The 23,958-nt window shown below is 65.9% G+C and carries 25 protein-coding genes and 1 pseudogene; 14 read left to right on the top strand and 12 right to left on the bottom strand.

Features of this window, described 5'->3' with window-relative positions; all coding sequences use genetic code 11:
• Positions 1-1,380: 1,380 nt before the first annotated feature.
• The 9 genes and pseudogenes from CAFEA_RS05210 (at position 1,381) to CAFEA_RS05170 (ending at position 7,180) form a co-directional block, all read left to right on the top strand.
• Entirely contained in the window at positions 1,381-1,590 is a 210-nt protein-coding gene (locus tag CAFEA_RS05210; RefSeq protein WP_063937319.1) for a helix-turn-helix transcriptional regulator, read from the top strand.
• The gene (locus CAFEA_RS05205; protein WP_063937320.1) at positions 1,590-2,093 is read left to right on the top strand and encodes a hypothetical protein; all 504 of its coding nucleotides are present in this window, start codon (positions 1,590-1,592) and stop codon (positions 2,091-2,093) included. Before CAFEA_RS05210 ends, CAFEA_RS05205 begins: the two co-directional genes overlap by 1 nt.
• A gap of 84 nt (positions 2,094-2,177) precedes the next feature.
• Positions 2,178-2,633 (top strand): MarR family winged helix-turn-helix transcriptional regulator, encoded by a 456-nt coding sequence (locus CAFEA_RS05200; protein WP_063937321.1) that lies wholly within the window; start codon positions 2,178-2,180, stop codon positions 2,631-2,633.
• A 53-nt stretch (positions 2,634-2,686) separates the two neighbouring features.
• Positions 2,687-3,547, top strand: a pseudogene (locus CAFEA_RS05195) (MFS transporter).
• Positions 3,529-3,765: a hypothetical protein gene (locus CAFEA_RS05190; protein WP_200803044.1), complete on the top strand. Its 237-nt coding sequence runs from the start codon at positions 3,529-3,531 to the stop codon at positions 3,763-3,765. Before CAFEA_RS05195 ends, CAFEA_RS05190 begins: the two are co-directional and overlap by 19 nt.
• 22 nt (positions 3,766-3,787) lie before the next feature.
• Entirely contained in the window at positions 3,788-4,423 is a 636-nt protein-coding gene (locus tag CAFEA_RS05185) for a hypothetical protein (RefSeq protein WP_063937322.1), read from the top strand.
• A gap of 116 nt (positions 4,424-4,539) precedes the next feature.
• A complete protein-coding gene (locus CAFEA_RS05180) occupies positions 4,540-5,439 on the top strand; it encodes an ABC transporter substrate-binding protein (RefSeq protein ID WP_034999896.1) in 900 nt (299 codons plus the stop codon).
• 2 nt (positions 5,440-5,441) lie between these two features.
• The gene (locus CAFEA_RS05175; protein WP_051106483.1) at positions 5,442-6,407 is read left to right on the top strand and encodes an amino acid ABC transporter permease; all 966 of its coding nucleotides are present in this window, start codon (positions 5,442-5,444) and stop codon (positions 6,405-6,407) included.
• The gene (locus tag CAFEA_RS05170; RefSeq protein ID WP_034999895.1) at positions 6,407-7,180 is read left to right on the top strand and encodes an amino acid ABC transporter ATP-binding protein; all 774 of its coding nucleotides are present in this window, start codon (positions 6,407-6,409) and stop codon (positions 7,178-7,180) included. The genes CAFEA_RS05175 and CAFEA_RS05170 overlap by 1 nt, the downstream gene beginning before the upstream one ends.
• Here CAFEA_RS05170 and CAFEA_RS05165 read toward each other — a convergent pair.
• Genes CAFEA_RS05165 through CAFEA_RS05135 form a run of 7 tightly spaced genes read right to left on the bottom strand, consistent with a single transcriptional unit; the run spans position 7,177 to position 14,260 of the window.
• Complete coding sequence (locus CAFEA_RS05165) at positions 7,177-7,911, bottom strand: sulfite exporter TauE/SafE family protein (RefSeq protein ID WP_034999894.1); 735 nt, start codon at positions 7,909-7,911, stop codon at positions 7,177-7,179. The genes CAFEA_RS05170 and CAFEA_RS05165 overlap by 4 nt on opposite strands.
• A complete protein-coding gene (coaD, locus tag CAFEA_RS05160; RefSeq protein ID WP_034999893.1) occupies positions 7,911-8,387 on the bottom strand; it encodes a pantetheine-phosphate adenylyltransferase in 477 nt (158 codons plus the stop codon). Before coaD ends, CAFEA_RS05165 begins: the two co-directional genes overlap by 1 nt.
• Positions 8,388-8,978 (bottom strand): 16S rRNA (guanine(966)-N(2))-methyltransferase RsmD, encoded by a 591-nt coding sequence (rsmD, locus tag CAFEA_RS05155; RefSeq protein ID WP_063937323.1) that lies wholly within the window; start codon positions 8,976-8,978, stop codon positions 8,388-8,390.
• An 18-nt stretch (positions 8,979-8,996) separates the two neighbouring features.
• Positions 8,997-11,099, bottom strand: coding sequence for an ATP-dependent DNA helicase RecG (locus CAFEA_RS05150; protein ID WP_063937324.1), 2,103 nt, complete (start codon positions 11,097-11,099; stop codon positions 8,997-8,999).
• Complete coding sequence (locus CAFEA_RS05145) at positions 11,100-12,632, bottom strand: DAK2 domain-containing protein (protein ID WP_063937325.1); 1,533 nt, start codon at positions 12,630-12,632, stop codon at positions 11,100-11,102.
• A 24-nt stretch (positions 12,633-12,656) separates the two neighbouring features.
• Positions 12,657-13,298 carry a uracil-DNA glycosylase gene (locus CAFEA_RS05140; protein ID WP_172796711.1) on the bottom strand — a complete coding sequence of 214 codons (642 nt, stop codon included), beginning with the start codon at positions 13,296-13,298 and terminating at the stop codon, positions 12,657-12,659.
• Positions 13,298-14,260 carry a thiamine-phosphate kinase gene (locus tag CAFEA_RS05135; RefSeq protein WP_253704934.1) on the bottom strand — a complete coding sequence of 321 codons (963 nt, stop codon included), beginning with the start codon at positions 14,258-14,260 and terminating at the stop codon, positions 13,298-13,300. The genes CAFEA_RS05140 and CAFEA_RS05135 overlap by 1 nt, the downstream gene beginning before the upstream one ends.
• A 34-nt stretch (positions 14,261-14,294) precedes the next feature.
• Here CAFEA_RS05135 and CAFEA_RS05130 point away from each other — a divergent pair, with 34 nt between their 5' ends.
• The gene (locus CAFEA_RS05130; protein ID WP_063937327.1) at positions 14,295-15,221 is read left to right on the top strand and encodes a DUF3515 domain-containing protein; all 927 of its coding nucleotides are present in this window, start codon (positions 14,295-14,297) and stop codon (positions 15,219-15,221) included.
• Here CAFEA_RS05130 and CAFEA_RS05125 read toward each other — a convergent pair whose 3' ends face one another.
• The gene (locus CAFEA_RS05125) at positions 15,222-16,262 is read right to left on the bottom strand and encodes a D-alanine--D-alanine ligase family protein (protein ID WP_076589935.1); all 1,041 of its coding nucleotides are present in this window, start codon (positions 16,260-16,262) and stop codon (positions 15,222-15,224) included. It lies immediately after the preceding gene.
• 21 nt (positions 16,263-16,283) lie between these two features.
• Complete coding sequence (locus CAFEA_RS05120; RefSeq protein WP_034999887.1) at positions 16,284-17,282, bottom strand: NAD(P)H-dependent glycerol-3-phosphate dehydrogenase; 999 nt, start codon at positions 17,280-17,282, stop codon at positions 16,284-16,286.
• A 102-nt stretch (positions 17,283-17,384) separates the two neighbouring features.
• Between CAFEA_RS05120 and CAFEA_RS05115 the strand changes: the two genes are divergently transcribed.
• From CAFEA_RS05115 to CAFEA_RS05105, 3 genes are read left to right on the top strand one after another with little or no spacing between them, the layout of a single operon-like run.
• Positions 17,385-18,395, top strand: coding sequence for an NUDIX hydrolase (locus CAFEA_RS05115; protein WP_063937329.1), 1,011 nt, complete (start codon positions 17,385-17,387; stop codon positions 18,393-18,395).
• Positions 18,396-18,421: 26 nt separating this feature from the next.
• Positions 18,422-18,886 (top strand): YbjN domain-containing protein, encoded by a 465-nt coding sequence (locus CAFEA_RS05110; protein ID WP_063937330.1) that lies wholly within the window; start codon positions 18,422-18,424, stop codon positions 18,884-18,886.
• A 5-nt stretch (positions 18,887-18,891) separates the two neighbouring features.
• Positions 18,892-19,353: a hypothetical protein gene (locus tag CAFEA_RS05105; RefSeq protein WP_034999884.1), complete on the top strand. Its 462-nt coding sequence runs from the start codon at positions 18,892-18,894 to the stop codon at positions 19,351-19,353.
• 12 nt (positions 19,354-19,365) lie between these two features.
• Here the strand turns inward: CAFEA_RS05105 and leuD are convergent, their stop codons facing one another.
• Positions 19,366-19,956, bottom strand: a complete 591-nt coding sequence (gene leuD, locus CAFEA_RS05100) for a 3-isopropylmalate dehydratase small subunit (protein WP_063937331.1) — start codon at positions 19,954-19,956, stop codon at positions 19,366-19,368.
• A 12-nt stretch (positions 19,957-19,968) separates the two neighbouring features.
• Positions 19,969-21,390, bottom strand: coding sequence for a 3-isopropylmalate dehydratase large subunit (gene leuC / locus CAFEA_RS05095; protein ID WP_063937332.1), 1,422 nt, complete (start codon positions 21,388-21,390; stop codon positions 19,969-19,971).
• A gap of 61 nt (positions 21,391-21,451) precedes the next feature.
• Between leuC and CAFEA_RS05090 the strand changes: the two genes are divergently transcribed.
• Complete coding sequence (locus tag CAFEA_RS05090) at positions 21,452-22,138, top strand: IclR family transcriptional regulator (RefSeq protein ID WP_082855653.1); 687 nt, start codon at positions 21,452-21,454, stop codon at positions 22,136-22,138.
• A gap of 15 nt (positions 22,139-22,153) precedes the next feature.
• Here the strand turns inward: CAFEA_RS05090 and CAFEA_RS05085 are convergent, their stop codons facing one another.
• Positions 22,154-23,848, bottom strand: a complete 1,695-nt coding sequence (locus tag CAFEA_RS05085) for an alkaline phosphatase D family protein (RefSeq protein WP_063937334.1) — start codon at positions 23,846-23,848, stop codon at positions 22,154-22,156.
• Positions 23,849-23,958 lie beyond the last annotated feature (110 nt).

Below are 23,958 nucleotides of genomic sequence, written 5' to 3'. Positions count from 1 at the left end.
CTTAACCCTGCCCCGAGATGGGGTGTACAGCGGGTTCTGCGAGCTTTTCAGCGCTTCATCCTGGCCGGCTTGGGCGGACAGCTGATTGCCCCAGACGCATTGGGGCTGCATCCGAGATGCGGTGATGCGGCATGAGCCCGTTATGGCGTTGCGTTGCGACCCAGGGAAGCGCAGGCAGAAGCCTTTTGCTTATCGACGAGCTCTCCGTTCCCGCTCAAGGCCTTACCACCGTGGTACGGAACGTTGTCTCGCGCAATCTAGTTTCCCCGCTGCCTTCGGGGGCTGTGTGAAGCCGCTGGTGCGGGGGTGGACACCGCTGCTGCCAAAGAACAATTGTGGGGACCGTGGCGGACGCGAAGGAGCGGGCACCACGGGTGCGCATCTTTGGGAGGCTGCGTCCCCGTTAGCTCCGCGGGGTGGGGTGAGCTATCCGGTGCGCGAACGAGCCGATGGCCGGGCCGTCGCAGTGTTGTCCCGGTTCGTGGATTCGCTCAACGGTACGATTGCGGCGGCTTTACAGGCGGAGAGGCCACATCGCCCCTCCAAACGACGGCCGGGGCGTGTGCGCGGCGTGGGGTGAGCGGAGGTTCTCGGCACTGAGACCTGTAACGGGTGACGAGGCCCTGCCGGTGCACTCCACCGCCGCTGGCCATGCCGCGACGGCGGACGCAGCGATCGCGACGGTGGTCGCTGGGAGGTGGGGCGGTGCCCTTACCTGAGACCCGGGCAGGGGAATCTACTGTTCATGGGTGCTCGCCTTTGCTCCAGCCGGTCTTTCCGTGAGACAGAATTCTAAAGTGACTCGGCTGGGGTAACCGAATACCAGCTCACAGACATATAAACGGCATAAGCGAAGACGAGAACGAGCGGAACGAAGGTACCTAAAGCAATACAGATCGCAAGCAAACCTACGACCTTAAGTCCACCTTGCGGCTCTAAAGATGACGTAACTAGTAGTGCCGTCGGGATGGAAGCGATGAAAAGAAGAGTGATTAGCAAAAGAGGAGGGGCCCCGCTTGAATACCCCGCAAGCAGAGTCCCCATGCCTGCGCAAATCCACAAGAATTTTTGTAGATTCACAATTTGCACCTCCAGCTACTCGTCAGGCGCAGACGCAACGGGGCAAGGGTAGCCCGAGTATCGCCGCTGCGCGACTCAAAGTGGTCTCTCTAGCAGCTGAGTGGACCGGTGTTTCGCTTTCACCCCTGTTTTCCACTCACGTTGTCAGTTTGGAACCAAACACGCAAGACCATGGAACTGGGCCCGCAACTTGCCCGCGTTGACAGTGGTCAGGAGTTTTCCTAACCCATCACCCAAATGTAAAGTTCCCTTGACACTACGGGTCGTTCCTTTTACATTGTGTAAATGGAAGGAGGCCACATGGGCGACCACACCAACACAGTTCGCAAATGGCGGCGCTGGCACGAGTTGTCGCAGCAGGAGCTCGCTGACCGCGTCGGCGTTTCCCGGCAGACCATCGCCAACATCGAGCGGGGCAACTACTCGCCTTCCGTCTACTTAGCGCTCGACATCTGCCGTCAGTTTGAAAAGTCCGTTGAAGAAATCTTTGGCCAGACCAAGGAGGAATGATGTTCAAGAATTTCGGAGACTCCATCGTCAATTACGTCGACGGCACTGCCACCGACGAGTTCGAGGCCGCGACGTACCACAAGGCCAACTCGGTGGGCTTTTACACCTCGCTGATCGGCATGGCGCTCGTCGGCGCGATCCTCGCGTGGGTACTTCCAGGACAGCAGTCCCTGTGGACCGTCGTCGTGCTACTCATCCCCATCATCAGCAGCGCGGCAAGCTCGCAGTGGATGCGTAACTACGTTGCCTCACCAGTCATCCGCCTGCGTGATACTCCCCGTGGCGTGCTCATCACCTACTTCGCATTGTGCGCGGTCTGGTTAGCAGGCCTCATCGTCACTGGCGGCTTCGACCCCTCGGGCAGCTTTGACAGCGCAGGCGCTACCGGTGCAATCGTCGGTGCCGTCGTGGGCGCTGTAGTGGCCGGAGTGACCAGCCACCAGATCAGCAAGAAGCGCCGCCAGCGCGACCAGGCCCGCCTCGACGCGGAGGCCGAGGACTAGCCCCTCCTCCGCCACGAACACACCCCGCACGCCTCGCTGGCCTGCGGGGTTTTGCTATACATTGGCAACCTATATAGTTCTCCTATGCACTCCAACGAGGAACTCGCCGCGCTCGCTGTTGAGCTCATTGCAGCAGGCAGCCACTTCACACGCGCCGCGTACCAGGCGTCGGGCATGGAGCTTTCCAACGTTTCCATGCGCGCGCTTGCGGCCCTCGAGCGCGAGCCGGGGCTCCGGATTGGACAGCTTGCAGCGCGGGAAGGCATCCGCCAGCCCTCCATGAGCCAGGCCATGAAGCGGCTTGTGAACGACGGTTACGCCGCCAGACACACCGCCGACGACGATGCCCGCGCAACAGCGCTGACCATCACCGACGCCGGACGCGAGGTGCTACGCAGCTACAGGACAGCAGCAGCCGAGGCGGTGGCGCCTGTGTTCGAGCCGTTGAAGCCGGAGGATGTCGCGACGCTCAAGCGTGCGGCGGAGCTTCTGCCGGAGCTGACCGCAGAGTTGAAACAACGTAAAGGAGGTTGCGAGTGACAGACTCGCAGCACACACCGGAAAACCATTAAATCCTTAAACAGCCCGTCGCTGTGTGGGCGCTGGCCTTTGCCTGCGCGGTGTCATTCATGGGCATCGGGTTGGTGGACCCGATCCTGCCGGCGATTAGCCGGGAGCTTGACGCCTCCCCGACGCAAACGATGCTGCTGTTTACCAGCTACCTGCTTATTACCGCGCTGGCCATGTTCTTCAGCGCGTTCATCTCTTCGCGCGTCGGTGTCAAGACCACCCTGTTGATCGGTTTGGCGCTGATTGTCGCCTTCTCTGCCCTGTCTGGTGCTGCGGGTTCGGTCGACGCAATCGTCGGGTTCCGCACTGGCTGGGGTCTAGGAAGCGCACTGTTTATCTCGACGGCGCTGGCGGCCATCGTCGGCGCGGAGGCCGGGCACGCGGGCCAGGCAGTGATCCTGTAAGAGGCCGCGATCGGCGTCGGTATGGCCATCGGCCCCCTCGTCGGCGGCGTGCTGGGCGAGATCAGCTGGCGCGCACCCTTCTACGGCACGGCGGTGCTCATGGCGGCCGGCTTTATCGCGATTGCGACGCCGCTGGCCAAGACGCAGCGCAAACCGGAGCCCGTCGCGCTGACGGCGGGGCTCGCCGCAGCCAAGGATCCGGCTCTGCTCACGCTCGGCTTGGTGGCGTTTTTCTACAACTTCGGATTTTTCACCCTGCTCGCCTACTCGCCCTACCCCATTGAGGAAGCTGCCGCGCTAAGCGGGCGCAACTTCGGCGCGACTGAGCTGGGCTACGTCTTCTTCGGCTGGGGCCTGGCGTTGGCTGTCTCTTCGGTGTTCATCGCGCCTCGACTGGCTTCGGCGCTCACCGGTTGGGAGTCGTTGTGGTCCTGGTCATCCTCGCGGGTTTCTTCAGCGGCGTGTTCAACACGGTGCTGACTGAAGCTGTCATGGAGGCCACGGAGATGCCGCGAAACGTGGCGTCGTCGAGCTATTCGGGTATGCGCTTCCTCGGCGGTGCGGTGGCGCCGGCCGCTTCTGGCCCGCTGGCTGCGTCTCTCGGTGCCGGCGTGCCGTACTGGTTCGGCGCAGGCTCACTCCTAGTTTCGCTCTTGATCCTCTTTGCAGGCCGCAAGACTCTGAATCGCATTCTCTAACGGATTGGTTAAGATACGCCCCATGCGCAAGTCTCTCATCGCCGGCGTAACCGCCGGAGCACTCGTCCTTGCAGGCCTGAACGCGCCGTCTGCCACCTCGCAGACGAAGCCAGCAGGCACCGGCATCACCACCGAAGATGCCGAGGCTCTCCGCAACACCGCGGACGCGTTTGAAAAACTCTCGGCCGAGGGCAACTCGTCTAGCAGCGAGGAAAGTTCCTCGAGCAAGACCGACAACAAGAAGAAGGGCCCGCGGAAGCCGGGCGACCCGTCGCCGGGACTCGAGGCGCTGGACCACGATCCGGAGAATGATCCGCTCTACCTCGACCCGGAGAAGAACCCGCTGAAGGAGGTCTCCTCCTCCGACATGTTCCTCGAGTGGACCGACGGCATGGAAGAGGGCGACGGCAAGGATTTCGTCCAAGCATGGGCGCGCAATTCCTCCGTCCCGGACACCGCCAACCCTGCGGAGCTGTGGAAGCAGGAGGCCCAGGGCTCCGCGATGATGTCGTCCGGTTTCTTCACCGGCGATTTCGCGCAGTCCTCCGCAGGTTCCAGCCAGGCCACCTCGGTGCTCATCCCAGTATTCCTCGGCCTGCTGGTCATCGGCTCGCTGATTGAGCTGGTCATGCGCGGCGTTCGCATGGCGCAGCGCTAGCCAAAAACCTTTGCTTTTCGACGGCCCCAGGGGTGACCTTGGGGCCGTCGATAAGCATTTGCATCCGGGTGTAATATACGATTCATTGTAAATATTCATCGTGTATTGGAGCCGGTATGCAACACACCACCTTCCTACGCGTTGCCGCGTGCCTGGGCGCGACAGCGCTGCTCGCGGGTTGCGTGACCAACGAGGAGGGCGGCACCCCCGACGGCTGGGAACCAATCGTCCCGGACGCTGTGCCCGAAATCGCGGCCATGGTGCCGCCAGAGGTTGCCGCAGACGGCGTGCTCAACGTGGGCACGAACCCGCCGTTCGCCCCCTTCCAGTTCAAGGACTCGCAAGGCGAGCTCATCGGCGTGGAACTGGACCTCGCGCGCGCCGTCGCCAGCGTCATGGGCATGGATTTCCAGGCCGACGACATGGACTTCGCCATGATCCTGCCCGCCGTGTCGGCAGGCAGCCTGGATGCCGGCGCGTCCGGTTTCACGGACAACGAGGAACGCCGCCAGTCCTTCGACTTTGTCAACTTCCTCTACGCCGGCGTGCAGTGGGCCGCCCAGCCGGGCTCGGGCGTGGACCCGGATAACGCCTGCGGGCTCACCGTGTCGGTGCAGCGCACAACGGTGTCGGACACCGACGACGTGCGCCCGAAGTCCGAGGCCTGCGAGGCCGCCGGCAAGGACCCGATCACGGTGCTCGCGTTCGACACCGCCGATAACGCCGCCCTGGCCGCGCTGGTGGGCCGCGCAGACGCCTACAGCGCCGACTCCCCTGTCTCTGCGTGGGCCGTGGAGCGCTCCGACGGCGAGATGGAGATGATCGGCGAGATGTTCGACGCAGCCCCCTACGGCTTCACGGTGCCGAAAGGCTCGCCGCTTGCCGACGCGATGGCGGCGGCGATGCAGCACCTCATCGACACTGGCGACTACGAGCGGATTCTCGAGCAGTGGAACATCGATACCGGCCTTTTGGACCAGGCCCTGAAAAATGAACAACCTCTGGGAGGACAGTGAGCATGAGCACCCCCTATTCCAAGTACGCCGCGAGCCAGAAAGAGCGCACCCGCCCCGAGCGCATCCAGGCCAAGCCGCTGCGCCACCCGGGCCGCTGGGCGATCGCCGCTCTGCTCGTGGTGCTGGTGGTCTGGTTTGTCATCGGCGCCGCGCGTAACGACGCCTACGGCTGGGACACCTACTTCTCCTACCTTCTGGACACCCGCATCGCCACCGCGGCGCTGCACACCATCGCCATCACAGTGCTGGCCATGCTCCTCGGCGTGGTCGGCGGCGTGCTGCTGGCGGTGATGCGCATGAGCCCGAACCCGGTGTTCAAAACCGTCGGCTGGATCTTCCTGTGGATCTTCCGCGGCACCCCGGTCTACGTCCAGCTGATGTTCTGGGGCCTAATCGGCGCGATCTACGACACGATCAACCTCGGTTTCACCGAGATCCCGCTGGACCCGTTCACCTCCTCGGCGTTCGCACTCGCCGTGGTGGGCCTGGGCTTAAACGAGGCCGCCTACATGGCCGAGATCGTCCGCTCCGGCATCTCCGCGGTGCCGGAGGGCCAGGTGGAGGCATCCAAGGCGCTGGGTATGAGCTGGAGTCAGACCATGCGCCGCACCGTGTTGCCGCAGGCGATGCGCATCATCATCCCGCCCACCGGCAACGAGTTCATCTCGCTGCTGAAAACCTCCTCGCTCGTGGTGGCTATCCCCTACTCGTTGGAGCTCTACGGCCGTTCCATGGACATCGCCGCCGCGCTGTTTGAGCCGGTGCCGATGCTTTTGGTCGCCGCCACCTGGTACCTGGTGATCACCTCGCTGCTCATGGTGGCGCAGCACTACCTGGAGCGCTACTTCGACCGGGGTGCCACCCGCCAGCTCACCTCCCGCCAACTGGCCAGCCTGGCCGACGCCGAGGGCACCATCCCCAACAACGTTGAAATCGTGGAAGAACCGCAGAAGAAGGGGCAGCGCTAATGACCGTCAAGCAAAAGCCAATGATCCAGGCCGTGGACGTGTGGAAGTCCTTCGGCAACCTCGACGTGCTCAAAGGCATCGATCTGGAGGTCTACCCCGGCGAGGTCGCCTGCCTGATCGGCCCGTCCGGCTCCGGCAAGTCCACCCTGCTGCGCTGCGTCAACCACCTGGAGAAGGTCAACGCCGGCCGCCTCTACGTCGACGGCGAGCTCATCGGCTACAACGAGCGCGGCGGCGTGCTGCACGAGATGAGCGAGAAGGACGCCGCCAAGCAGCGCCGCGACATCGGCATGGTGTTCCAGAGCTTCAACCTCTTCGGCCACCGCACCGTGCTGGACAACATCATCGAGGCGCCCGTGCACGTCAAGGGCCAGCCAGTGGACGAGGCCAAGGCGCGCGCCATGGAGCTTTTGGAGATGGTCGGCCTAGCCAGCAAGGCGGACGCCTACCCGATCCAGCTTTCCGGCGGCCAGCAGCAGCGCGTGGCCATCGCGCGTGCGGTGGCGATGGATCCGAAGCTCATGCTTTTCGACGAACCCACGTCCGCCCTCGACCCCGAACTCGTCGGCGAAGTGCTGCGCGTGATGCACGAGCTCGCCGAGCAGGGCATGACCATGCTGGTGGTCACCCACGAGCTGGCGTTCGCCCGCGAGGTGGCCGACAAGGTCGCGTTCATGGACGGCGGCCGGATCATCGAGTACGGCACCCCGGAGCAGGTCCTGGACAACCCGCAGCACGAGCGCACCAAGGCGTTCGTGTCCACCCTGTTTTAAATAAGCCCCCGCACCAGCGCTGTGGCCCCGCCGGCGAAAGCTAAACCCAGCGCTATGCGGTGCGCGGTTGTAGACGGCACCCGCGGGGCCAGCCGCTTGCCCGCGCCAATGCCCACCGCCAAAGCGGCCAGCGTGGCGACCCACAGCGCAGGCTCGATGCCGGCGACGTCCGCGGCGCCGGCGACCACCTTCACCGTGAACGACAGCGTGCCAGCAACCAAGAAAATCGGCTGCAGCGTGGCGGCGTAGACCCGCTGCGGCCAGCGCGCGGCCTCCGCGTAGACCGTGATCGCCGGGCCTGCCACCCCGGCCAGGGTGTTCATGAACCCGCCGATCACACCTGACAGCGCCGCCGGCACCGCACCCTCCACGCGCGGCACGTATCGTTTGCCCAGCGTGACCACAGACAAAGCCAGCAGCAGCAAAGCGCCGACCAGCACGAGCAACACGTTGGTCGGCGCGTTCGCCACCACCCAGGTGCCCGGGACCACGCCAAAGACTAGCGCGAGCGCGATCGGAGCGAACTTTTTCCAGTCCACGTCTGCGCGCATGCCCCAGGTGTTCGTCGCAGCGTTGATCACGGCGAGGAGGTTGACCAGCAGGATGCCGTCGACAGGCCCGAGCAACAGCGAGAGCACAGGCGCGGCGATCAGCCCCACGCCCATGCCGGAGATGCGCTGCATGCACGCGCCCACCGCGACGGCAATGCCGACGCCCAACGCGACGAGCACTAGCGGTACTTCTCCGCCATCGCCTCGCGCACGGTGTCCGGCACCAGGCCAGTGACGTCGCCGCCGAACTTCGCCACTTCCTTTGTCAGCGAGGAGGAAATGTAGCCGTACTTCTCGTCCGTGAGCAGGAAGTAGGTATCCACGCCGGTCAGGCGTCGGTTCATCTGCGCCATCGGCAGCTCGTACTCGTAGTCCAACGAGGAACGCAGGCCCTTGACCAGGGCGGTGATGTGGTGGGCGGAAGTGTAGTCCACCAGCAGCCCACCCCAGCTGTCCACGCGCACGTTGGGCAGGTGCGCGATAACCTCGCGGATCAACTCGACGCGCTCGTCGATGGAAAACAGTCCCGAGGTCTTCGTCGGGTTACCGGTAACCAGGACCACCACCTCGTCGAAATGCCGCGAAGCGCGGGTGACAATGTCCAGATGGCCGTTCGTGATCGGGTCGAACGAGCCCGGGCACACTGCGGTAGTCATTTACTCCTCCACCTCTGCTTCAGTTTCCGGATTCGAGTACACGGCCATGTCCATGCGCGCGATGCCGTACAGGCGCTTCTTCAGCTTCTGGCCAGTCGGGGTGAACTCCTTCGGCCAGTCCGTTTCGGGGCTTTCGCGGTGGCGCTCGACGACGACCACGGCGCCGTCGTGAAGCACGGGCTTAAGCGCCTCCACCATTTCCGCGACGGCCTCATCCGCGAGCTCGTACGGCGGATCCGCGAGTACGATGTCGAAGTGGTTGCGCGGCGCGCGGGCGAGATACGTCGACGCCTTCACTGGCTCGACGGTCACATTCGGGTGGCCGACCACACCGGAGTTGTATTCGATGACGCGCACGGCCTCCGGGTTGTTTTCCACCAGCACCACCTCGGCAGCGCCGCGGGAGGCCGCCTCCAGCCCCAGCGCACCGGAACCGGCGAACAGGTCAAGCACGTTCATATCCACGAACCCGAATCGGACCTGCAGGGAGGAAAACAGGCCCTCGCGCGCTCGGTCTGAGGTGGGACGTGTGCCCTCTGGCGGCACCTTGATCTTGCGGCCGCGGGCCTCGCCGGAAATGATGCGGTTCATGGCCACAACTCTAACGCCCTAGCTCTTGTCCAAATACTCGAAGTCCTCTGGAATGAAATCCGCAGTGGCGGCGCGGGCGAACTCGAGGTTGTCCGCCACCAGACGCGCGGCGTCGTCGTACGCACGGCGCACCAGCTCGAAGTCCTCCACCAGGTTGAGCAACTTCAGCGTGCGGTGCATGCCGGACTGCTGCGTGCCCAGTACGTCGCCCTCACGGCGATTGAGCAGGTCCAGCTCCGCCAGCGCGAACCCGTCCGTGGTGGACGCGACTTGGGACACGCGCTCAAACGACGGGGTACCTTCCTCCGCCTGCGTGTGGAACAAACACAGCGACTGGTTGCCGCCACGGCCCACGCGCCCGCGCAGCTGGTGCAGCTGGGACACACCGAAGTGCTCGGATTCGCGCACCATCATCACCGTCGCGTTGGGCACGTCCACGCCGACCTCGATCACCGTGGTGGCCACCAGCACATCCACCCCGCCGGCGGCGAAGTCCGCCATCACGGTGTCTTTCTCCTCGCCCTTCATCCGGCCGTGCAGAAACGCCACGTTCAGGCCCTCGAGCTCCGTGGACGCAAGTTCGGCGAAGACCTCGAGCACGCCGCCTTCACCGTCGATGCGCGGGCACACCACGTACGCCTGGTGCCCGGCGGCGACTTCCTCGCGGATCTTCTCCCAGGCGCGCGCCACCCAACGCGGCTTGAACTCGGGCACCACCGCGGACTGGATCGGTTTGCGTCCGCCGGGTAGCTCGCGCAGCGTGGACACGGTCAAATCGCCGAAGACGGTCATGGCGATGGTGCGCGGGATCGGCGTCGCCGTCATCACCAGCAGATGCGGGGTTTCATCCCCCGCCTTGGCGCGCAGCGCGTCGCGCTGCTCCACGCCGAAGCGGTGCTGCTCGTCCACCACCACAAGCCCGAGGCGGAAAAACTCCACGCCGTCCTGGATCAGCGCGTGGGTGCCCACCACGATGTCGGCTTCGCCGGTGACGATTTTCAGCAGCGCGTCTTGCTTCTGCGCCGCCGTCATCGACCCGGTCAGGGCCACCACGCGGGTGGGCAGGCCGGCGTTCATGAGCACCTTGGTCATGGAACGGGCGTGCTGCAGCACCAGCACCTCCGTCGGCGCGAGGAAGGCGCACTGCGCGCCGTTGTCCACGGCCTGGAGCATGGCGATCAGCGCCACGATGGTTTTGCCGGAGCCGACCTCACCCTGCAGCAGGCGGCTCATGGGCACGGTGCGCGCCATGTCGCGGGTGATCTCCGCGACCACCTCGTTTTGGCCGGCGGTCAGCGGGAACGGCAAGCGCTGCACCAGCAAGTCCTGGTCGCGGCCTTTCACGCGCGGCAGAGCCTTGGCGCTGCGGGCCTCCGCGTCAGCGCGACGCACGCCCATCGCCAACGCCACGGACAGCGCCTCGTCGTACTTCAGCCGCTCCAGCGCACGGGCAGGACCCGGCGGGCCCGGCTCGTGGATCTGGTGGACCGCCGATTTCAGGGGCAAGAACCCTATTGGGGTGAAGCCGAGAGGCTCGTCGATAGGCGGAAGCTCCTTGAGCACCGCATGCACCGCCCCCATGATGGTCCAGGTGCTGACGTTTTTCACTGCCGGGTAGATGGGCAGCCACTCGCGGCCGCTCATGATCTGTTCGATGTCGCCGAAGTGGCCGAGCTGCCGCAGCGCGCCGGTGGCCTGCGTGGGCCCGTCTAAAAGCACGAAGTCTGGGTGCGAGAGCTGTGGCTGGTTGCGGAACACGTCGTACTTGCCGGTGAGCATCACCCGCCGGCCCTCTTTGAGCACGCGCTGGGCGTAGTGGGAGCCGAAGAAGGCGGCCAAAAATACCTGGCGGCCGTCGTCCACGTGCACCTTGTAAATGGGCCGCTTCGGCTGCTTCTTGGAGGTGAACTGCTCGGTGCCGACGACCGTGCCGATGACGTTAATCGTGTCGCCCGGGCGAATCCCGGAAAGGTCGGCGCCGGTGCCGTAGTGCAGGTACCGCCTCGGATAGTGCCGCAGCAACTCGCCGCAGGTGTGGATGTCGAGGTGCTTGCCTATCGCCTTGGCCTGCTTGAGGGGAATGACCAGGTTGAGCGGGCGCGTGTCCTCGAAACCCAGCATCTACTCCACCCCAATCTCCGCGCAGGCTTGCAGTCCGTCCGCAGGATAAACCATCACGTCGACACCGAGTTTGCCCGCGAGCTCCTCCAGCCCGTCGGCGCGCAGCTCGCTCGGGTCGAACAGGACGCTCACCTGCTCCCCGCCGTGTTCGAGCAGGCGGCGGCAGGCGCGCTCGACGGCCTCCATCGGCTCGTCGGCGATGAGGAGGTGCTCGCCGCGTGAGGTGACCACCACGTCGCCCTTCGCCACCGCGCCGCCCAGGGTGAGCGCGCCCTTCTCGGCGCGGAAGGCCAGTGCTGTGCGCATCTCGCCGGCGGCTTCGGACATGGTGAACGCGGCGGTGGCCAGCGGCTGCGCCGGGTCGTGCACGGACAGCGCAGCGATGCCGGAGACCAGCCGCACCGTGGGCAGGATGGTGATGGACTGCTCCACCGCGCGCGCCGCGTTTTCCACCGCCGCGAGCTCGCTGCTGCTCAGCTGTCCGTTCGGCAGGACGATCACTTCGTTGCTGCCTGAGCGCGTGATCGCGTCGAGCATGTCCGCCGCCACGTTCGGCCCCGGCACCACGGTCACCGCCCCGGAGGCGGCGTACAGGCTGGTCACGGACCCTGGCGGGGTCACCGCGATGATCAACCGTTCCGGCGCACCGGCCGGAACCGCGCTCGTGAGCACCTCCAAGCGCAGATCACTCACCTCACCTTCGGAAAAGGCAGTCTCGATGACCTTTCCGGCGTCGCGGGAGTGGATGTGCACCGTGGCCTCGCTATCGTTCAGCGGCGCGACAATCAGGCTGTCGCCCAGCCCCGCAAGCTCGCTTTTCAGCGCATCAAGGTCGCCGCGGAAGCTGAACATCACCTCCAGTTCGCCCTGGGTGCCTTGGGTTTCGGACGTCTGCCTATCGACGTCCTCCGGCGACCCCTTGCCTTCCCCTTCAACCGTCAGCGTGCCCAGCACCGCCACCAGGCCCGCCCCGCCGGCGTCGACCACGCCGGCCTCGTGCAGTGCTGGCAGTTGGGTCTGCGTCAGCCGCAGTGCGTCTTGGGCGCCGGCGGTGGCGGCGGCAGCGACGTCGACAAGCGGGAGGTGCGCGTTGGGGCGCGCGGCGTCGGCGGCGGCGCGCAGCACCGTGATGATGGTGCCCTCGACCGGTTCCGCGATGGCGCGGTCCACAAACCCGACGGCGTTGGTGAGCGCGACGGCGAGCATCTCCCCTTCTGTTGCCCCGTTGTCGGCGGCCTGGGCGAACCCGCGCAGGATTTGGGAGAGCACGACACCGGAGTTGCCGCGCGCGCCACGCACCGCGCCGACGGCCAGCGCCTCGGCGACCTCGGTCAGGCCCGCGCCGTCCGGCAGCTCCGCAGCGGCCTCGACCGCCGCAGCCATCGTGTGCGCCATGTTGGAGCCGGTATCACCGTCCGGAACTGGGAAAACATTGAGTTCGTTGATCTCCGCGCGCTTGCGCTCCAGCTCGCCGGAGGCACGGCGGGCCCATGCGAGCAGGCGTGCGCCGTCGGAAAGCGGAGATGCAGACATGCTGAGAGAGTTTACAGGTTCCGCTTAGAGTGCCCAGTTGACCGCCTGAGCACCCATCTTTTCCAGCGCCTGATTCGCCCGCGAGAACGGACGCGAGCCGAAGAACCCGCGGGAGGCGGACAGCGGCGACGGGTGCGGCGACTCGATGCGTGGGGTGTCGCCCAAAAACCTCGCGGCCGTCTGCGCGTCGCGGCCCCACAGGATGGCCACCAGCGGGGTGTCGCGGGCCACCAGTGCTTCGACCGCCGCCTGTGTCACGGCCTCCCAGCCCTTGCCGCGGTGCGACGCCGGCGCGCCCGGACGCACGGTGAGCACCCTGTTCAGCAGCAAGATTCCCTGGTTCGACCACGAGCTCAAGTCCCCGTCCTTGCGCGGCGAGACGCCGAGATCGTCCTGCAGCTCCTTGTAAATGTTCACCAACGAGCGCGGCGCGGCCACCCCGGGCTGGGTGGAAAACGCCAGCCCCATCGGATGCCCCGGTGTCGGGTACGGGTCCTGGCCCAGGATGAGCACGCGCACATCCTCGAACGGGTCCGCAAACGCCCGCAGGATGTCGTTGCCGCGCGGCAGGTAGCTGCCGTCGGCGCGCAGGAAATCGCCCATGGCGTGGATCTGATCTTCCACCGGCGCCAGGGGTGCCTGCCAGGATTCGTGTACGGGCAACATCAGAAACTCTCCCATCCGGTGTCGGTGGCGGGTGAGGAGCCGTCGATACGCACGCCTTGCTTCTTGGTCACCGCGCCTATGGAGCGGAAGCCCACCGGCGCGGAGCCTTCGATGGTGCCGATGAGCGTGTGGTCCTCCCCGCCGCCAAGCACCCACTCCCAGGGGTCCACGCCGAGCAGCGTGCCGGCCTGAACCAACAGCTGGTCGGGGGCGAGCGCGTTGGACGCAAGGTCGATGCCCACACCCGACGCGGCCGCAAGCTGGGTGATGTCCCGGATCAGCCCATCCGAGTTGTCGGTCATAGAGCACGCCCCCGCCGCGCGCGCCACCACGCCGCGGCCCGGGGTGAGCTCCGGCACCTGGTGCGCGGCGACCAGCGGCTCTAGCTGGGGCGGGATGTCCACGCCAGCCTGCAGCAGCGCCAGCCCCGCCGCGGAGTACCCGATGCGCCCATGTGCGATCACGCGGTGACCCGGGCGGGCCCCGTCCAGGGTCAGCGGCGGGCGGTTGCCGCCGAGCGCGCCCATGGCGGTGACGGACACCACCAGGTAGTCGCCGCCCGTGACGTCGCCACCGACCAGCTCGCAGGCGTAGTCCGACGCCATCTCGCCCACACCGTGCGCGAGCTCCTCCAGCACTTTCGCCGGGGTATCCGGGTGCGCGGAGACCGCCATCAACGCCGCGATCGGGCGCGCCCCCATCGCCTCGATGTCCGCGAAGTTCTGCAGCGCCGCTTTGCGCCCCAGCAGGTACGGCGTGGTGGTCTGCGCGGTGAAGTGGCGGTCCTGCACGAGCATGTCGGTGCTGGCCACCACACGCGAATTCGGTGCCGCTTGGGTGAGCACCGCGGCGTCGTCGCCGTTGAGCGGGGACGGTGCCTGGGCGCGGATGAGCGCGATGACTTCGCGCTCGCCGAGCTCGCCCAGTGTCGGCCCGCCGGTGGGAAAGCCTGTCTCGATCACGTCTGCGCGCACCCTTTCACTAGACTCAGCCGCCATGGGTTCCACGGCGCATAATGCTCAATTTAACCGCACCACCATCTACGTCAGTCTTGGGCTGGCGGTGGCGCTGGTGCTCGGCGTGCTCGTCGGCGCTCGCGTGTTTTTCAACCGCGTTGCGTTGCAGCCGGTGGCGATGACGCAGCTGCCTGCGCCCGAGGCGTCTTCCGCGGAGTGCACATCGCTTATCGACGCCCTCCCGTCCACCCTCGCAAACCTCAAACGCGCCGAACTGGCCGAGCCCGCCCCCGAGGGCGCCGCCGCGTGGCATGCCTCCTCCACCGAGCGCATCACCCTGCGCTGCGGCGTGGACGCGCCCGCGCAGTACACCCCGTACGCGCAGACCGAGGACATCGAAGGAGCCCGCTGGCTGCGCGTCAACGACGCCACCCCCGGCTCCACCCTGACCACCTGGTTCACTGTGGACCGCTCCCCCGTCCTCGCCGTCACCGCCGATACGCAGCAGCTTCGCGACGGCACCGCCCCCGTCTCCGGCATCGACACCGCCGCGCTGACCGGCCCCGCCCCCGAGCAGCGCCCCGCCCCGCTCGCCGACCTCGCCGCCGGCGATTCCAGCAAGTGCGACAGCCTGCTCGCCGCGGCCCCCGAATCCATCGCCGAGGGCTACACCCGCGTCGACGCCGTGAGTGAGCAGACCGTGGCCTGGTCCGCCGCAGGCCAGGACGCGATCGTGCTGCGCTGCGGAGTCGCCGACCCGGCCAACTACGGCCCGGGCGCGCGTTTGGACCAGATCAACGGCGTGCCCTGGTTCGAGGACGTGAAGCTGGCCAACGGCACCACCGCCTCCACCTGGTACGCGATGGGCCGCGACGTGCAGGTGGCGGCGTCGTTGCCACAGGCGGAGAGCAACGAGGCGATCACGAACCTGACCAACCTCATCGCCGAGCACACCGCGCAGGCGTAGCTAGCGCAGCGCGGTGCGGATCAGGGTGTCCAGCAACTGCGGGTAGTCCACGCCCGTGGCGGCCCACACCTGCGGGTACATGGAAATCGCGGTGAAGCCGGGCATGGTGTTGATCTCGTTGAGCACCGGCCCGTTGTCGGTGACGAAGAAGTCCACGCGCGCGAGCGACTTGCAATCCAGCGCGTGGAAGCACGTCACCGCCATGTCCTGCAGCTGGGCGATCAGCTCGTCGGAGTACGGCGCTGGAATGGTGGCGGTGACACCTTCTTCGAGGTACTTCGTCTCAAAGCCGTAGAAGCCCTCAGCGGAGTCCTCGGTGCCGTTGAGCTTGGCGGGCACGGATGCGGCGATGGTGCCGTCGGGGCGCTCAAGCACGCCAACTTCCACCTCGTCGCCAACCAACTCGGCCTCCACGATGACCTTGCCGTCGGACTCGAGCGCAAGCGACACCGCGTCCGGCAGCGCATCCCAGCTGGTCACCTTGGACACGCCGATAGAAGACCCGCCGTTGGCCGGCTTCACAAACACGGGCAGACCAAGATGCGAACGCTCCGCCTCGGTCAGCTCGCGCGCGCCGTCCAAGATCACCTCGCGCGTGACCGGGATGCCGGCCGCGGCAACGAGCTTTTTCGTGTACTCCTTGTCCATCCCGCACGCGGACGCCAGCACGCCCGGGCCGACGTACGGCACCCCTGCCATCTCGAGCATGCCTTGGACTGTGCCGTCCTCGCCGTATTTGCCGTGCAGCACTGGGAAGACGGCGTCGATGGTGGTGATGGTCTCGCCGGAGGTGACGTCGTAAAGCAATCCCTTGCGCTGCGGGTTCAATGAGAGCGCAACTTCGCGCCCAGGCTTGACCACGGGAAGCTCCGCCCCTTGAGCCGGATTCGCCACACCCTCAACCCAGACACCTTCCTGCGTGATGCCGATGGGAACCACCTCGTACTCGGCGGGCATATGCGACATAACCGAGTCGGCGGAGATGCAGGAAATCGAGTGCTCGGTGGACATGCCACCGTACAAAACAGCTATGCGGATCACGGGGAGCTAGCCTACCGGGCGCTACTCCGCTTTCTTGCTGCGACCCATCAGCGCGGCGATGACGTCCGCGACCTTCATGCCCTCGTGGCACACCGAAAACACGCCCTGGGTAATCGGCATCTCCACGGAGTGCTCCTCCGCGAGCTGGAAGATGCTGCGCGAGGACACCACACCCTCCGCGACCTGGCCTTTGGTGGCGGCGCGGGCCTCGTCCATCGTGGCGCCCCCTCCCAGCGCGGCGCCGAACGTGCGGTTGCGCGACAGCGGGGAGGCGCAGGTGGCCACCAGATCCCCCATGCCCGCAAGGCCGGCGAAGGTTCGTGCGTCCGCCCCGAGCGCCGCGCCGAGTCGGGTGATCTCCGCCAGGCCGCGGGTGATCAGGGTGGCCTGGGTGTTGTCTCCCAACCCCTGGCCGGCGGCCATGCCGCAGGCGAGCGCGATGACGTTTTTGGTGGCGCCGCCGATCTCGCAGCCCACCACGTCCGTGTTGGTGTACGGGCGCAGGTAGCTGGTGGCGCACGCAGCCTGGACCAGCTTGGCGCGGTTTTCGTCGGCGCAGGCGATCACGGTCGCGGCCGGCTGTTCCTCGGCGACCTCCCGCGAGAGGTTCGGCCCGGTCAGCACCGCGATCCGCTCGTTTTCTACCCCGGTGACTTCCGCGATGATTTCGCTCATGCGCAAGTGTGTGCCGGATTCGACGCCTTTGGAGATGGACACCAGCGTGGCGTCGCTAGGCAAGTGCGGCGCCCAGCGGGTGAGGTTATCTCGCATGGTCTGGCTGGGCACGCCGAAGACGACTATCGCCGCGTTCTCCAGCGCCTCGGCGGCCTTCGAGGTGGCCTGAATCGCCGCCGGGAGTTCGATGCCGGGCAGGTAGTCGGGGTTTTCCCGGGTGTCCTGGATTGTGCGTGCGAGCTCCTCGCGCCGTGCCCACAGGCTCACGGGGTTGCCCGCGTCCGCGAACACTTTGGCAAGGGTGGTCCCCCAGGAACCGGCGCCCAGTACTGCCACGTTGACCATCAGTGCGTCCTCCCAGCGTTTTTCAACCGCTACAACGTACCACCCCGCCCGGACCCTGCCCGGACGTAGCGCGCCAGCCGAGTCTGCGTCACAATGGAATGTATGCCAAATGACGACCGCCAACTGCACGAGCAGGACAAGGACACGCGCGGCGAGATGTTTCTCACCGGGCGCCTGCAGGAAATCCCCAACCACCCGCAAAGCGAGTTCAAGCGCACCACGCTTGCCGCCGGCGCGGTGCTGTGGCGCGGTGACCTGGCTCAACCTGACTCGCTGGAGGTGGCGTGCATCCACCGCCCGCACTACGACGACTGGTCTTTAGCCAAGGGCAAGCTGGACCCGGACGAGTCCCTGGTGCAGACCGCGGTGCGCGAGATCAAGGAAGAAACCGGCTTCGACGTGCGCCTGGGCAAGCTTTTGGGCAAGACGGTCTACCCGGTGAAGAAGACCACGAAGGTGGTCTACTACTGGACCGGCGAGGTCACCGGCGGCGAGTTCGAGCCCAACGACGAGGTGGACGAGATCCGCTGGCTGCCTCTCGACGACGCCTGCGAGCTGATGACCTACGACCTGGACCGACAGGTGCTGCAAAAGGCAAAGAAGCGCTTCGCCACCCCGGCCACCGCGCGCGTGCTGTACGTGCGCCACGCCCGCGCGCACGAGCGTGAGAAGTGGTCCGGCGACGACAACCTGCGCCCGTTGGACAAGAAGGGCCGCCGCCAATCCGAGATGCTGGTCCCGCTACTCAGCGCATTCTCCCCGGGGCGGATCTACTCCGCGGCACCGGAGCGTTGCCAGACCACCGTCGCCCCGCTTGCGGACGAGCTGGGCATCGACGTGGCCGTAGATGCGCGCTTCGGCGACGAGGCATGGCTGTCCGACATGGTCGGCGCGCAGCGCGCCTTCACCGAGGTGATTGAGCAGGGCGGCACCTCCGTGGTCTGTGCCCAGGGCGATGTCATCCCGGGCATGATCGCCTGGCTGTCCGCGCAGGGCACCCTGCCCATCGACACCGAGATCCGCGCGAAGAAGGGCTCCGTGTGGGTGCTGAGCTTTAACGAGGGCCAGCTCACCGGCGCCGATTACGTCCCGTCCGCACTGCCGGTGCTGTAGCGAAAAGAAAGGAACGGATTTTTCTTATGACTTCCCCCACCCCCACCGCCTTCCCGCCGGTGACGCAGGAACGCATCGCGTCCACCTTGGAAGCGATGGATCTGAAGTACTTCCGCGAAGACGGCGGCGAGTGCCGCACCGCCTTTCCCGGCCTGGTGGTCTTCTTCGAGGTCGAACGCGAGGGTTTCAAGGCCACGTCCAGGTGGATGGCGGTTGTGGATCAACCGGAGGACGTCGAGAAGCTTCGCGAGTTCGCGAACCTGATGAACCGCACCCTGCCGCTGGTGCGCGTGCACCCGGTGCTGCGCCAAGATGGCACCGCCATCGCGATCATGGAGGCGCCGTTCTTCTCCGGCGACGGCTTCGCTGACACGCAGCTGCGCGAGATGTGCGAGTACTTCTTCTCCGCCATCCACCACGTGGCCGGCCAGCTGCGCGAGACCTTCCCGGGCCTCGAAGAATCCTTCAACGACGGCGCTAAGGAGGCGTAACACCCATGAGCAACGACACCTTAAAGCCCCTGTCCATCCAGCGCGTCAAGGACGTCTTTGCCAAGCAGGGCTGGCAGTTTGACGAGGCAAGCGAGTTTGCCATCCGCACCGGCTTTTCCCGCATCGGCTTGGAAATCGCGCACATCGCCCCGAACATCAACGTGATTTCCTCGGTCGCGGTGGATTCCATCGGCGCGGACCGCTACGAGGACATTCGCAACTGGGCCGAGCAGTACAACTACACCAAGGCATACCCCACCGTCACCGCTTTGAAGGACGAGGAGCGCGGCGTCACCGCCTTGGGCGTGGCCTACAGCCTGCCCGGCCACTGGGAGTACACCGACGCCCAGTTCGAGTCCCACATCCTCACCGGCATCCAGGGCGTGGTGACCGCTTCGCGTGACTTCCTCGCGGAGTTCGCGCCGGAGGTCACCCAGCGCCTCGACGAGGAAGCGCCGCAGGACTAGCGCTTCTCCCTTTTATCGCACGGCCGGCTTGAACGCCGGCCGTTGTGCTTCGAAGGCCTCGATATCGTCTTCGCCGCGAAGCGTCAGGCCAATATCGTCGAGGCCTTCCATCAGGCGCCAGCGGGTGTAGTCGTCCACCTCGAAGACGAAGGTGTTGTCGCCGACGGTGACCGTGCGGTCTTCCAGCGACACGGTGGCGGCCTCTCCCGGGTGCTGCTCTAAGTGCTTCCAGATCAGTTCGATGTCGTTTTCGGGCAGGTTCGCGGCGAGCAGTCCTGCCTTGCCGGAGTTGCCGCGGAAGATGTCGGCGAAGCGGGGGCTAAACACGGCGCGGAAGCCGTAGTCCATCAGCGCCCACACGGCGTGCTCGCGCGAAGAGCCGGTGCCGAAGTCGGGCCCGGCGAAGAGCACGGATCCGTTTTTGTACGCGTCCTGGTTAAGCACAAATCCGGGTTCGTTTTCGCGCCAGTTGGAGAACAGGCCGTCCTCGAAGCCGGTGCGGGTCACGCGCTTGAGGTAGCGCGCCGGAATAATCTGGTCGGTGTCCACGTTCGAGCGCGTCAGCGGCACGGCGACACCGGTGTGGGTGGTGAACTTCTCCATCTGAGTGCTCCTTTACAGGTCGGCGGGACTAGCGAGGTGGCCGGTGACAGCGGTCGCCGCGGCGACCAGCGGGGAGACAAGGTGGGTGCGCCCGCCGGGTCCTTGGCGTCCTTCGAAGTTGCGGTTGCTTGTCGACGCACTCCGCTCCCCCGGTTTCAGCTGATCCGGGTTCATGCCCAGGCACATCGAGCACCCGGCAGTGCGCCACTCGGCGCCGAAGTCCGTGAAGACCTTGTCCATGCCTTCCTGCTCCGCTTGCTGTTTGACCAGCGTGGAGCTGGGCACCACCAGCATGCGGGTGTTTTCCGCGATGGAGCGGCCCTTGACCACCTCGGCGGCGGCGCGCAGGTCCTCGATGCGGGCGTTGGTGCACGAGCCTAAGAACACGGTGTCAATGGCGATGTCGCGCAGCGGCGTGCCCGGGGTCAGGTCCATGTAGTTGAGCGCCTTGGCGGCGGCCTGCTTCGAGGTCTCGTCGGTGAAGTCCTCCGGATCCGGCACTCGCTCCCCCAGCGGCAGGCCCTGGCCGGGGTTGGTGCCCCAGGTGACAAACGGGGTGAGCGCTGCGCCGTCGATCTCCACCACGGTGTCGAACTTGGCGCCCTCGTCGGTGGGCAGCGTCTTCCAGTACTCCACCGCGGCGCCCCAGTCGGCGCCCTTTGGTGCGTACTCGCGGCCTTCGACGTAATCGAAGGTCTTCTGGTCGGGCGCGACCATGCCGGCTCGCGCACCCGCCTCGATGGACATGTTGCAGATGGTCATGCGTGCTTCCATGGACATCTTCTCGATGGCCTCGCCGCGGTACTCGATAATGTGGCCTTGGCCGCCGCCTGTGCCGATCTTGGCGATGATCGCCAGGATCAAGTCTTTCGCGGTGACGCCTTCCTGCAGTTCACCGGTGACCTCGACGGCCATGGTCTTAAACGGCTTCAGCGGCAGGGTCTGGGTGGCCATGACGTGCTCCACCTCGGAGGTGCCGATGCCCATGGCAATGGAGCCGAACGCGCCGTGGGTGGAGGTGTGCGAGTCGCCGCACACGATGGTCATGCCCGGCTGGGTGATGCCCAGCTGCGGGCCGACGGTGTGCACGATGCCTTGCTTGACGTCACCCATCGGGTGCAGGGTGACACCGAATTCCTCGCAGTTCTTGCGCAGCGTGGCCACCTGGGTGCGAGAGGTCGGCTCCAAAATTTCGAGCAGCTCGCCGGAGACGATCCCTTCGGTGGGCACGTTGTGGTCTTCGGTGGCCAGGTGCAGCTCCGGATGCCGCATCTTGCGGCCTGCCAAGCGCAGCCCCTCAAACGCCTGCGGTGAGGTGACTTCGTGCAGGAGCTGGAAATCGATGAAGATGAGGTCGGGCTCGCCGTTCTCGCCCTGCTTGACCACGTGGTCGCGCCACACCTTCTCCGCCAACGTCAACGGTGTCTCCGCCATAGCAAACTCCTTCGCGTTTCCTCCCCACCTTCCCACATAATGAGATGATAGGATTCGAACTGTGAGACAGTATAACGAAGGATCCGGCATTAAAGTGCTCGACCGCGCAGTGACAATCGTGGCCGCGGTAGCCAACGGCGACAAATCGCTCGCAGAGCTCAGCGACGCCGCCGAGCTGCCCCGGGCCACCGCACACCGCATCGCCACGGCACTCGAAGTGCACCATGTGCTCGCCCGCAACGAACGCGGCGAATGGTCGCTTGGGCCCGCGCTGCCCAGCTACACCGGCGGGCCGTCGCCGAGACTGCTCGCAGCCGCGGCCCCGGTGCTTCGCAGCCTCGTCGAGGCCACCGGCGAATCGGCCCAGCTCTACCAGCTCACCGGCACCACACGCACCTGCATCGCCGCCGAGGAACCCGAAAGCGGCCTGCACAACGTAGTCCCTGTCGGCTCTCACCTGACCCTGACCGCGGGCTCCGCCGCCCGCGTGTTCGCCGCCTACGCCCCCGTCGACGCGCCTTTTAAAGACGCGGAACTCAAGCAGGTGCGTGACGACGGCTTCGCCGAATCCGTCGCAGAGCGCGAAATCGGCCTCGCGTCGGTGTCCACGCCGGTGTTCCAACCGGACGGCGCGCTGGTGGCCGTACTGTCTATCTCCGGGCCGGCCGAGCGGCTCAAGCCCTCGCCGGCGGACAAGTGGGGCAAGGAGCTGCTTGCGGCGAGGAAGCAGCTTGAGGGGGAACTGTAGACGTCGACAAGCAGCTTATGCTTCGACGAACCCCTCGCCGATGCGCCACTGACGCTTCACGCCCAAGCTGACGGAAGCGTCCGGGTCCTCCACGTCCGAGACGCGGTAGTAGAGCATGTCGACAAAGTCGCGGTGGATGCTCGCCACGCCGTAGCCGTGCGCGTCGAAATCGATGTGGCTGACCCACGGGTTGGCATCCCGGATCGTCTGCTCCACCAGCAACGACGTGGAGTTGTCCTCCTTGTGGTACGTGCCGAACGCGCTGGTGAGGATCTCGTCCACGTTGGGGGCAGAGATAGAGGTGGTGACCATCTCGCAGCCGATCTCGCCGAAGCCAGACGGCGAGGCGATCGAGTTCGCCCACTCCGAGTGAATATCGCCGGTGAGGAACAGCGCGTTCGACTCCTGCTCGTCCAACATGGTGAGCAGGCGGTCGCGCTCCGCGGCGTAGCCGTCCCACTGATCCGAGTTCACCGCGATGCCCGTCGCGCGCTCCTTCATGTAACCAGCAGCGATGTTGGCCTTCTCGTTGTCCGGGATGGTGGCAAAGCGCATCGGCGAAACCATTACCGAGTTGCCCAGCACATCCCAGCGGGCAGTGGACTCCTGCAACTGCTGCGCCACCCAATCAAACTGCTTCTTCCCCAGCATCGTGCGGTCGTCGTTAGCGAAGTTCGCACCGGTGGTTTCCTCGTCGCGGTAGGTGCGCAGATCCATCATGGTCAGCTGCGCCAAGTCACCGAACGTGAAGCTGCGGTACAGCAGCTGCTCCTCGCCCGCGGACTGCGCGCGCACCGGCAACCACTCAAAGTATGCCTGCTTCGCGGCGCTCAAGCGTTCCGGCCATTCGCCCTCCACACGGCCGTCGGTGTGGTTCTCAGCGCCCTCGAACCAGCTGTTGTTCGCTGTTTCGTGGTCGTCCCAGATGACAATCCACGGGCACGCCGCATGCGCGGCCTGCAGGTTGAGATCCGTGCGGTAGCGACCGTGGCGCTGGCGGTAGTCCTCCAGCGTGGTGATCTCCCACTCCGGGTGGTGCATGCGCGCGACACCGCTTTTACCTGCGTACTCGCCGGTCGGGTACTCGTAGATATAGTCGCCGAGGAAGACCACGTGGTCGATCTCGCCGCCGCGGGCGCGCTGCGCCATGTCGCCGTACGCCGCGAAGAAGCCGGATTCCCAGTTCGCACACGAGGCGATGGCCAGGTTGAGGTTGTCCACACTCGCGTCAGCCTCCGGCGCCGTAAGCGCTCGGCCGACCGGGGAGGTTGCGCCCTCGAACTCCCCGCTCTTCACGATGAAACGGTAGAAGTACTCCGTCGCCGGTTCCAGGCCGTCCGGGTCGACGTGGACGGTGTGATCCGAGTCCGCCGAGGTGGTCACGGTGCCCGTCTGCGGGTTACCAAAGTCCTCCGAGGTATCGACCTGCCACTCCAGCTCCACGTCCTCACCCAGGCCAGAGCCCGGCAGCGCCTCGCGCGACGGGGTCACGCGGGTCCACAGCACCACGCGGTCCGGCAGCGGGTCGCCGGATGCGACGCCGTGGAGGAACGGCAGGTCCCACTCGCCCGCCGGGGTCGGTTCTTCAGGGGTGGACACTGTGCCACGCCGGGCGGCGTAAGCGCCACCGGTGCCGATAGCGGTTGCGGCAGCGGCCGCTGCGACAGTTTGCAGGAACACACGACGATTGACATGGAACTTTGAGCTCATGGAGCATACTTTCAACTAGCCGTAAGCACGGTGCAATAACAGCAGACCGATGTCACCGGATATTCATTTCCAATTCACCAAGGTGTCTTACTACTTGTAACCGCCTGTTA

The sequence above is a fragment of the Corynebacterium afermentans subsp. afermentans genome (assembly GCF_030408355.1).
GTDB classification, from domain to species: Bacteria; Actinomycetota; Actinomycetes; order Mycobacteriales; family Mycobacteriaceae; genus Corynebacterium; species Corynebacterium afermentans.
Note: the sequence above shows the minus strand (reverse complement) of the source record. Positions and strands in the feature narration are given on the sequence as shown.

What these genes read in the sequence shown, in the direction of transcription:
- CAFEA_RS05210 (WP_063937319.1), top strand. Translation starts at nt 1,381, where the DNA reads ATGGGCGACCACACCAACACAGTTCGCAAATGGCGGCGCTGGCACGAG.
- coaD (WP_034999893.1), bottom strand. Translation starts at nt 8,387, where the DNA reads ATGACTACCGCAGTGTGCCCGGGCTCGTTCGACCCGATCACGAACGGC.
- CAFEA_RS05180 (WP_034999896.1), top strand. Translation starts at nt 4,540, where the DNA reads ATGCAACACACCACCTTCCTACGCGTTGCCGCGTGCCTGGGCGCGACA.
- CAFEA_RS05140 (WP_172796711.1), bottom strand. Translation starts at nt 13,298, where the DNA reads ATGTTGCCCGTACACGAATCCTGGCAGGCACCCCTGGCGCCGGTGGAA.
- CAFEA_RS05170 (WP_034999895.1), top strand. Translation starts at nt 6,407, where the DNA reads ATGACCGTCAAGCAAAAGCCAATGATCCAGGCCGTGGACGTGTGGAAG.
- CAFEA_RS05115 (WP_063937329.1), top strand. Translation starts at nt 17,385, where the DNA reads ATGCCAAATGACGACCGCCAACTGCACGAGCAGGACAAGGACACGCGC.
- CAFEA_RS05185 (WP_063937322.1), top strand. Translation starts at nt 3,788, where the DNA reads ATGCGCAAGTCTCTCATCGCCGGCGTAACCGCCGGAGCACTCGTCCTT.
- CAFEA_RS05105 (WP_034999884.1), top strand. Translation starts at nt 18,892, where the DNA reads ATGAGCAACGACACCTTAAAGCCCCTGTCCATCCAGCGCGTCAAGGAC.
- leuC (WP_063937332.1), bottom strand. Translation starts at nt 21,390, where the DNA reads ATGGCGGAGACACCGTTGACGTTGGCGGAGAAGGTGTGGCGCGACCAC.
- CAFEA_RS05085 (WP_063937334.1), bottom strand. Translation starts at nt 23,848, where the DNA reads ATGAGCTCAAAGTTCCATGTCAATCGTCGTGTGTTCCTGCAAACTGTC.
- CAFEA_RS05205 (WP_063937320.1), top strand. Translation starts at nt 1,590, where the DNA reads ATGTTCAAGAATTTCGGAGACTCCATCGTCAATTACGTCGACGGCACT.
- CAFEA_RS05110 (WP_063937330.1), top strand. Translation starts at nt 18,422, where the DNA reads ATGACTTCCCCCACCCCCACCGCCTTCCCGCCGGTGACGCAGGAACGC.
- CAFEA_RS05145 (WP_063937325.1), bottom strand. Translation starts at nt 12,632, where the DNA reads ATGTCTGCATCTCCGCTTTCCGACGGCGCACGCCTGCTCGCATGGGCC.
- CAFEA_RS05120 (WP_034999887.1), bottom strand. Translation starts at nt 17,282, where the DNA reads ATGGTCAACGTGGCAGTACTGGGCGCCGGTTCCTGGGGGACCACCCTT.
- CAFEA_RS05150 (WP_063937324.1), bottom strand. Translation starts at nt 11,099, where the DNA reads ATGCTGGGTTTCGAGGACACGCGCCCGCTCAACCTGGTCATTCCCCTC.
- rsmD (WP_063937323.1), bottom strand. Translation starts at nt 8,978, where the DNA reads ATGAACCGCATCATTTCCGGCGAGGCCCGCGGCCGCAAGATCAAGGTG.
- leuD (WP_063937331.1), bottom strand. Translation starts at nt 19,956, where the DNA reads ATGGAGAAGTTCACCACCCACACCGGTGTCGCCGTGCCGCTGACGCGC.
- CAFEA_RS05200 (WP_063937321.1), top strand. Translation starts at nt 2,178, where the DNA reads ATGCACTCCAACGAGGAACTCGCCGCGCTCGCTGTTGAGCTCATTGCA.
- CAFEA_RS05130 (WP_063937327.1), top strand. Translation starts at nt 14,295, where the DNA reads ATGGGTTCCACGGCGCATAATGCTCAATTTAACCGCACCACCATCTAC.
- CAFEA_RS05175 (WP_051106483.1), top strand. Translation starts at nt 5,442, where the DNA reads ATGAGCACCCCCTATTCCAAGTACGCCGCGAGCCAGAAAGAGCGCACC.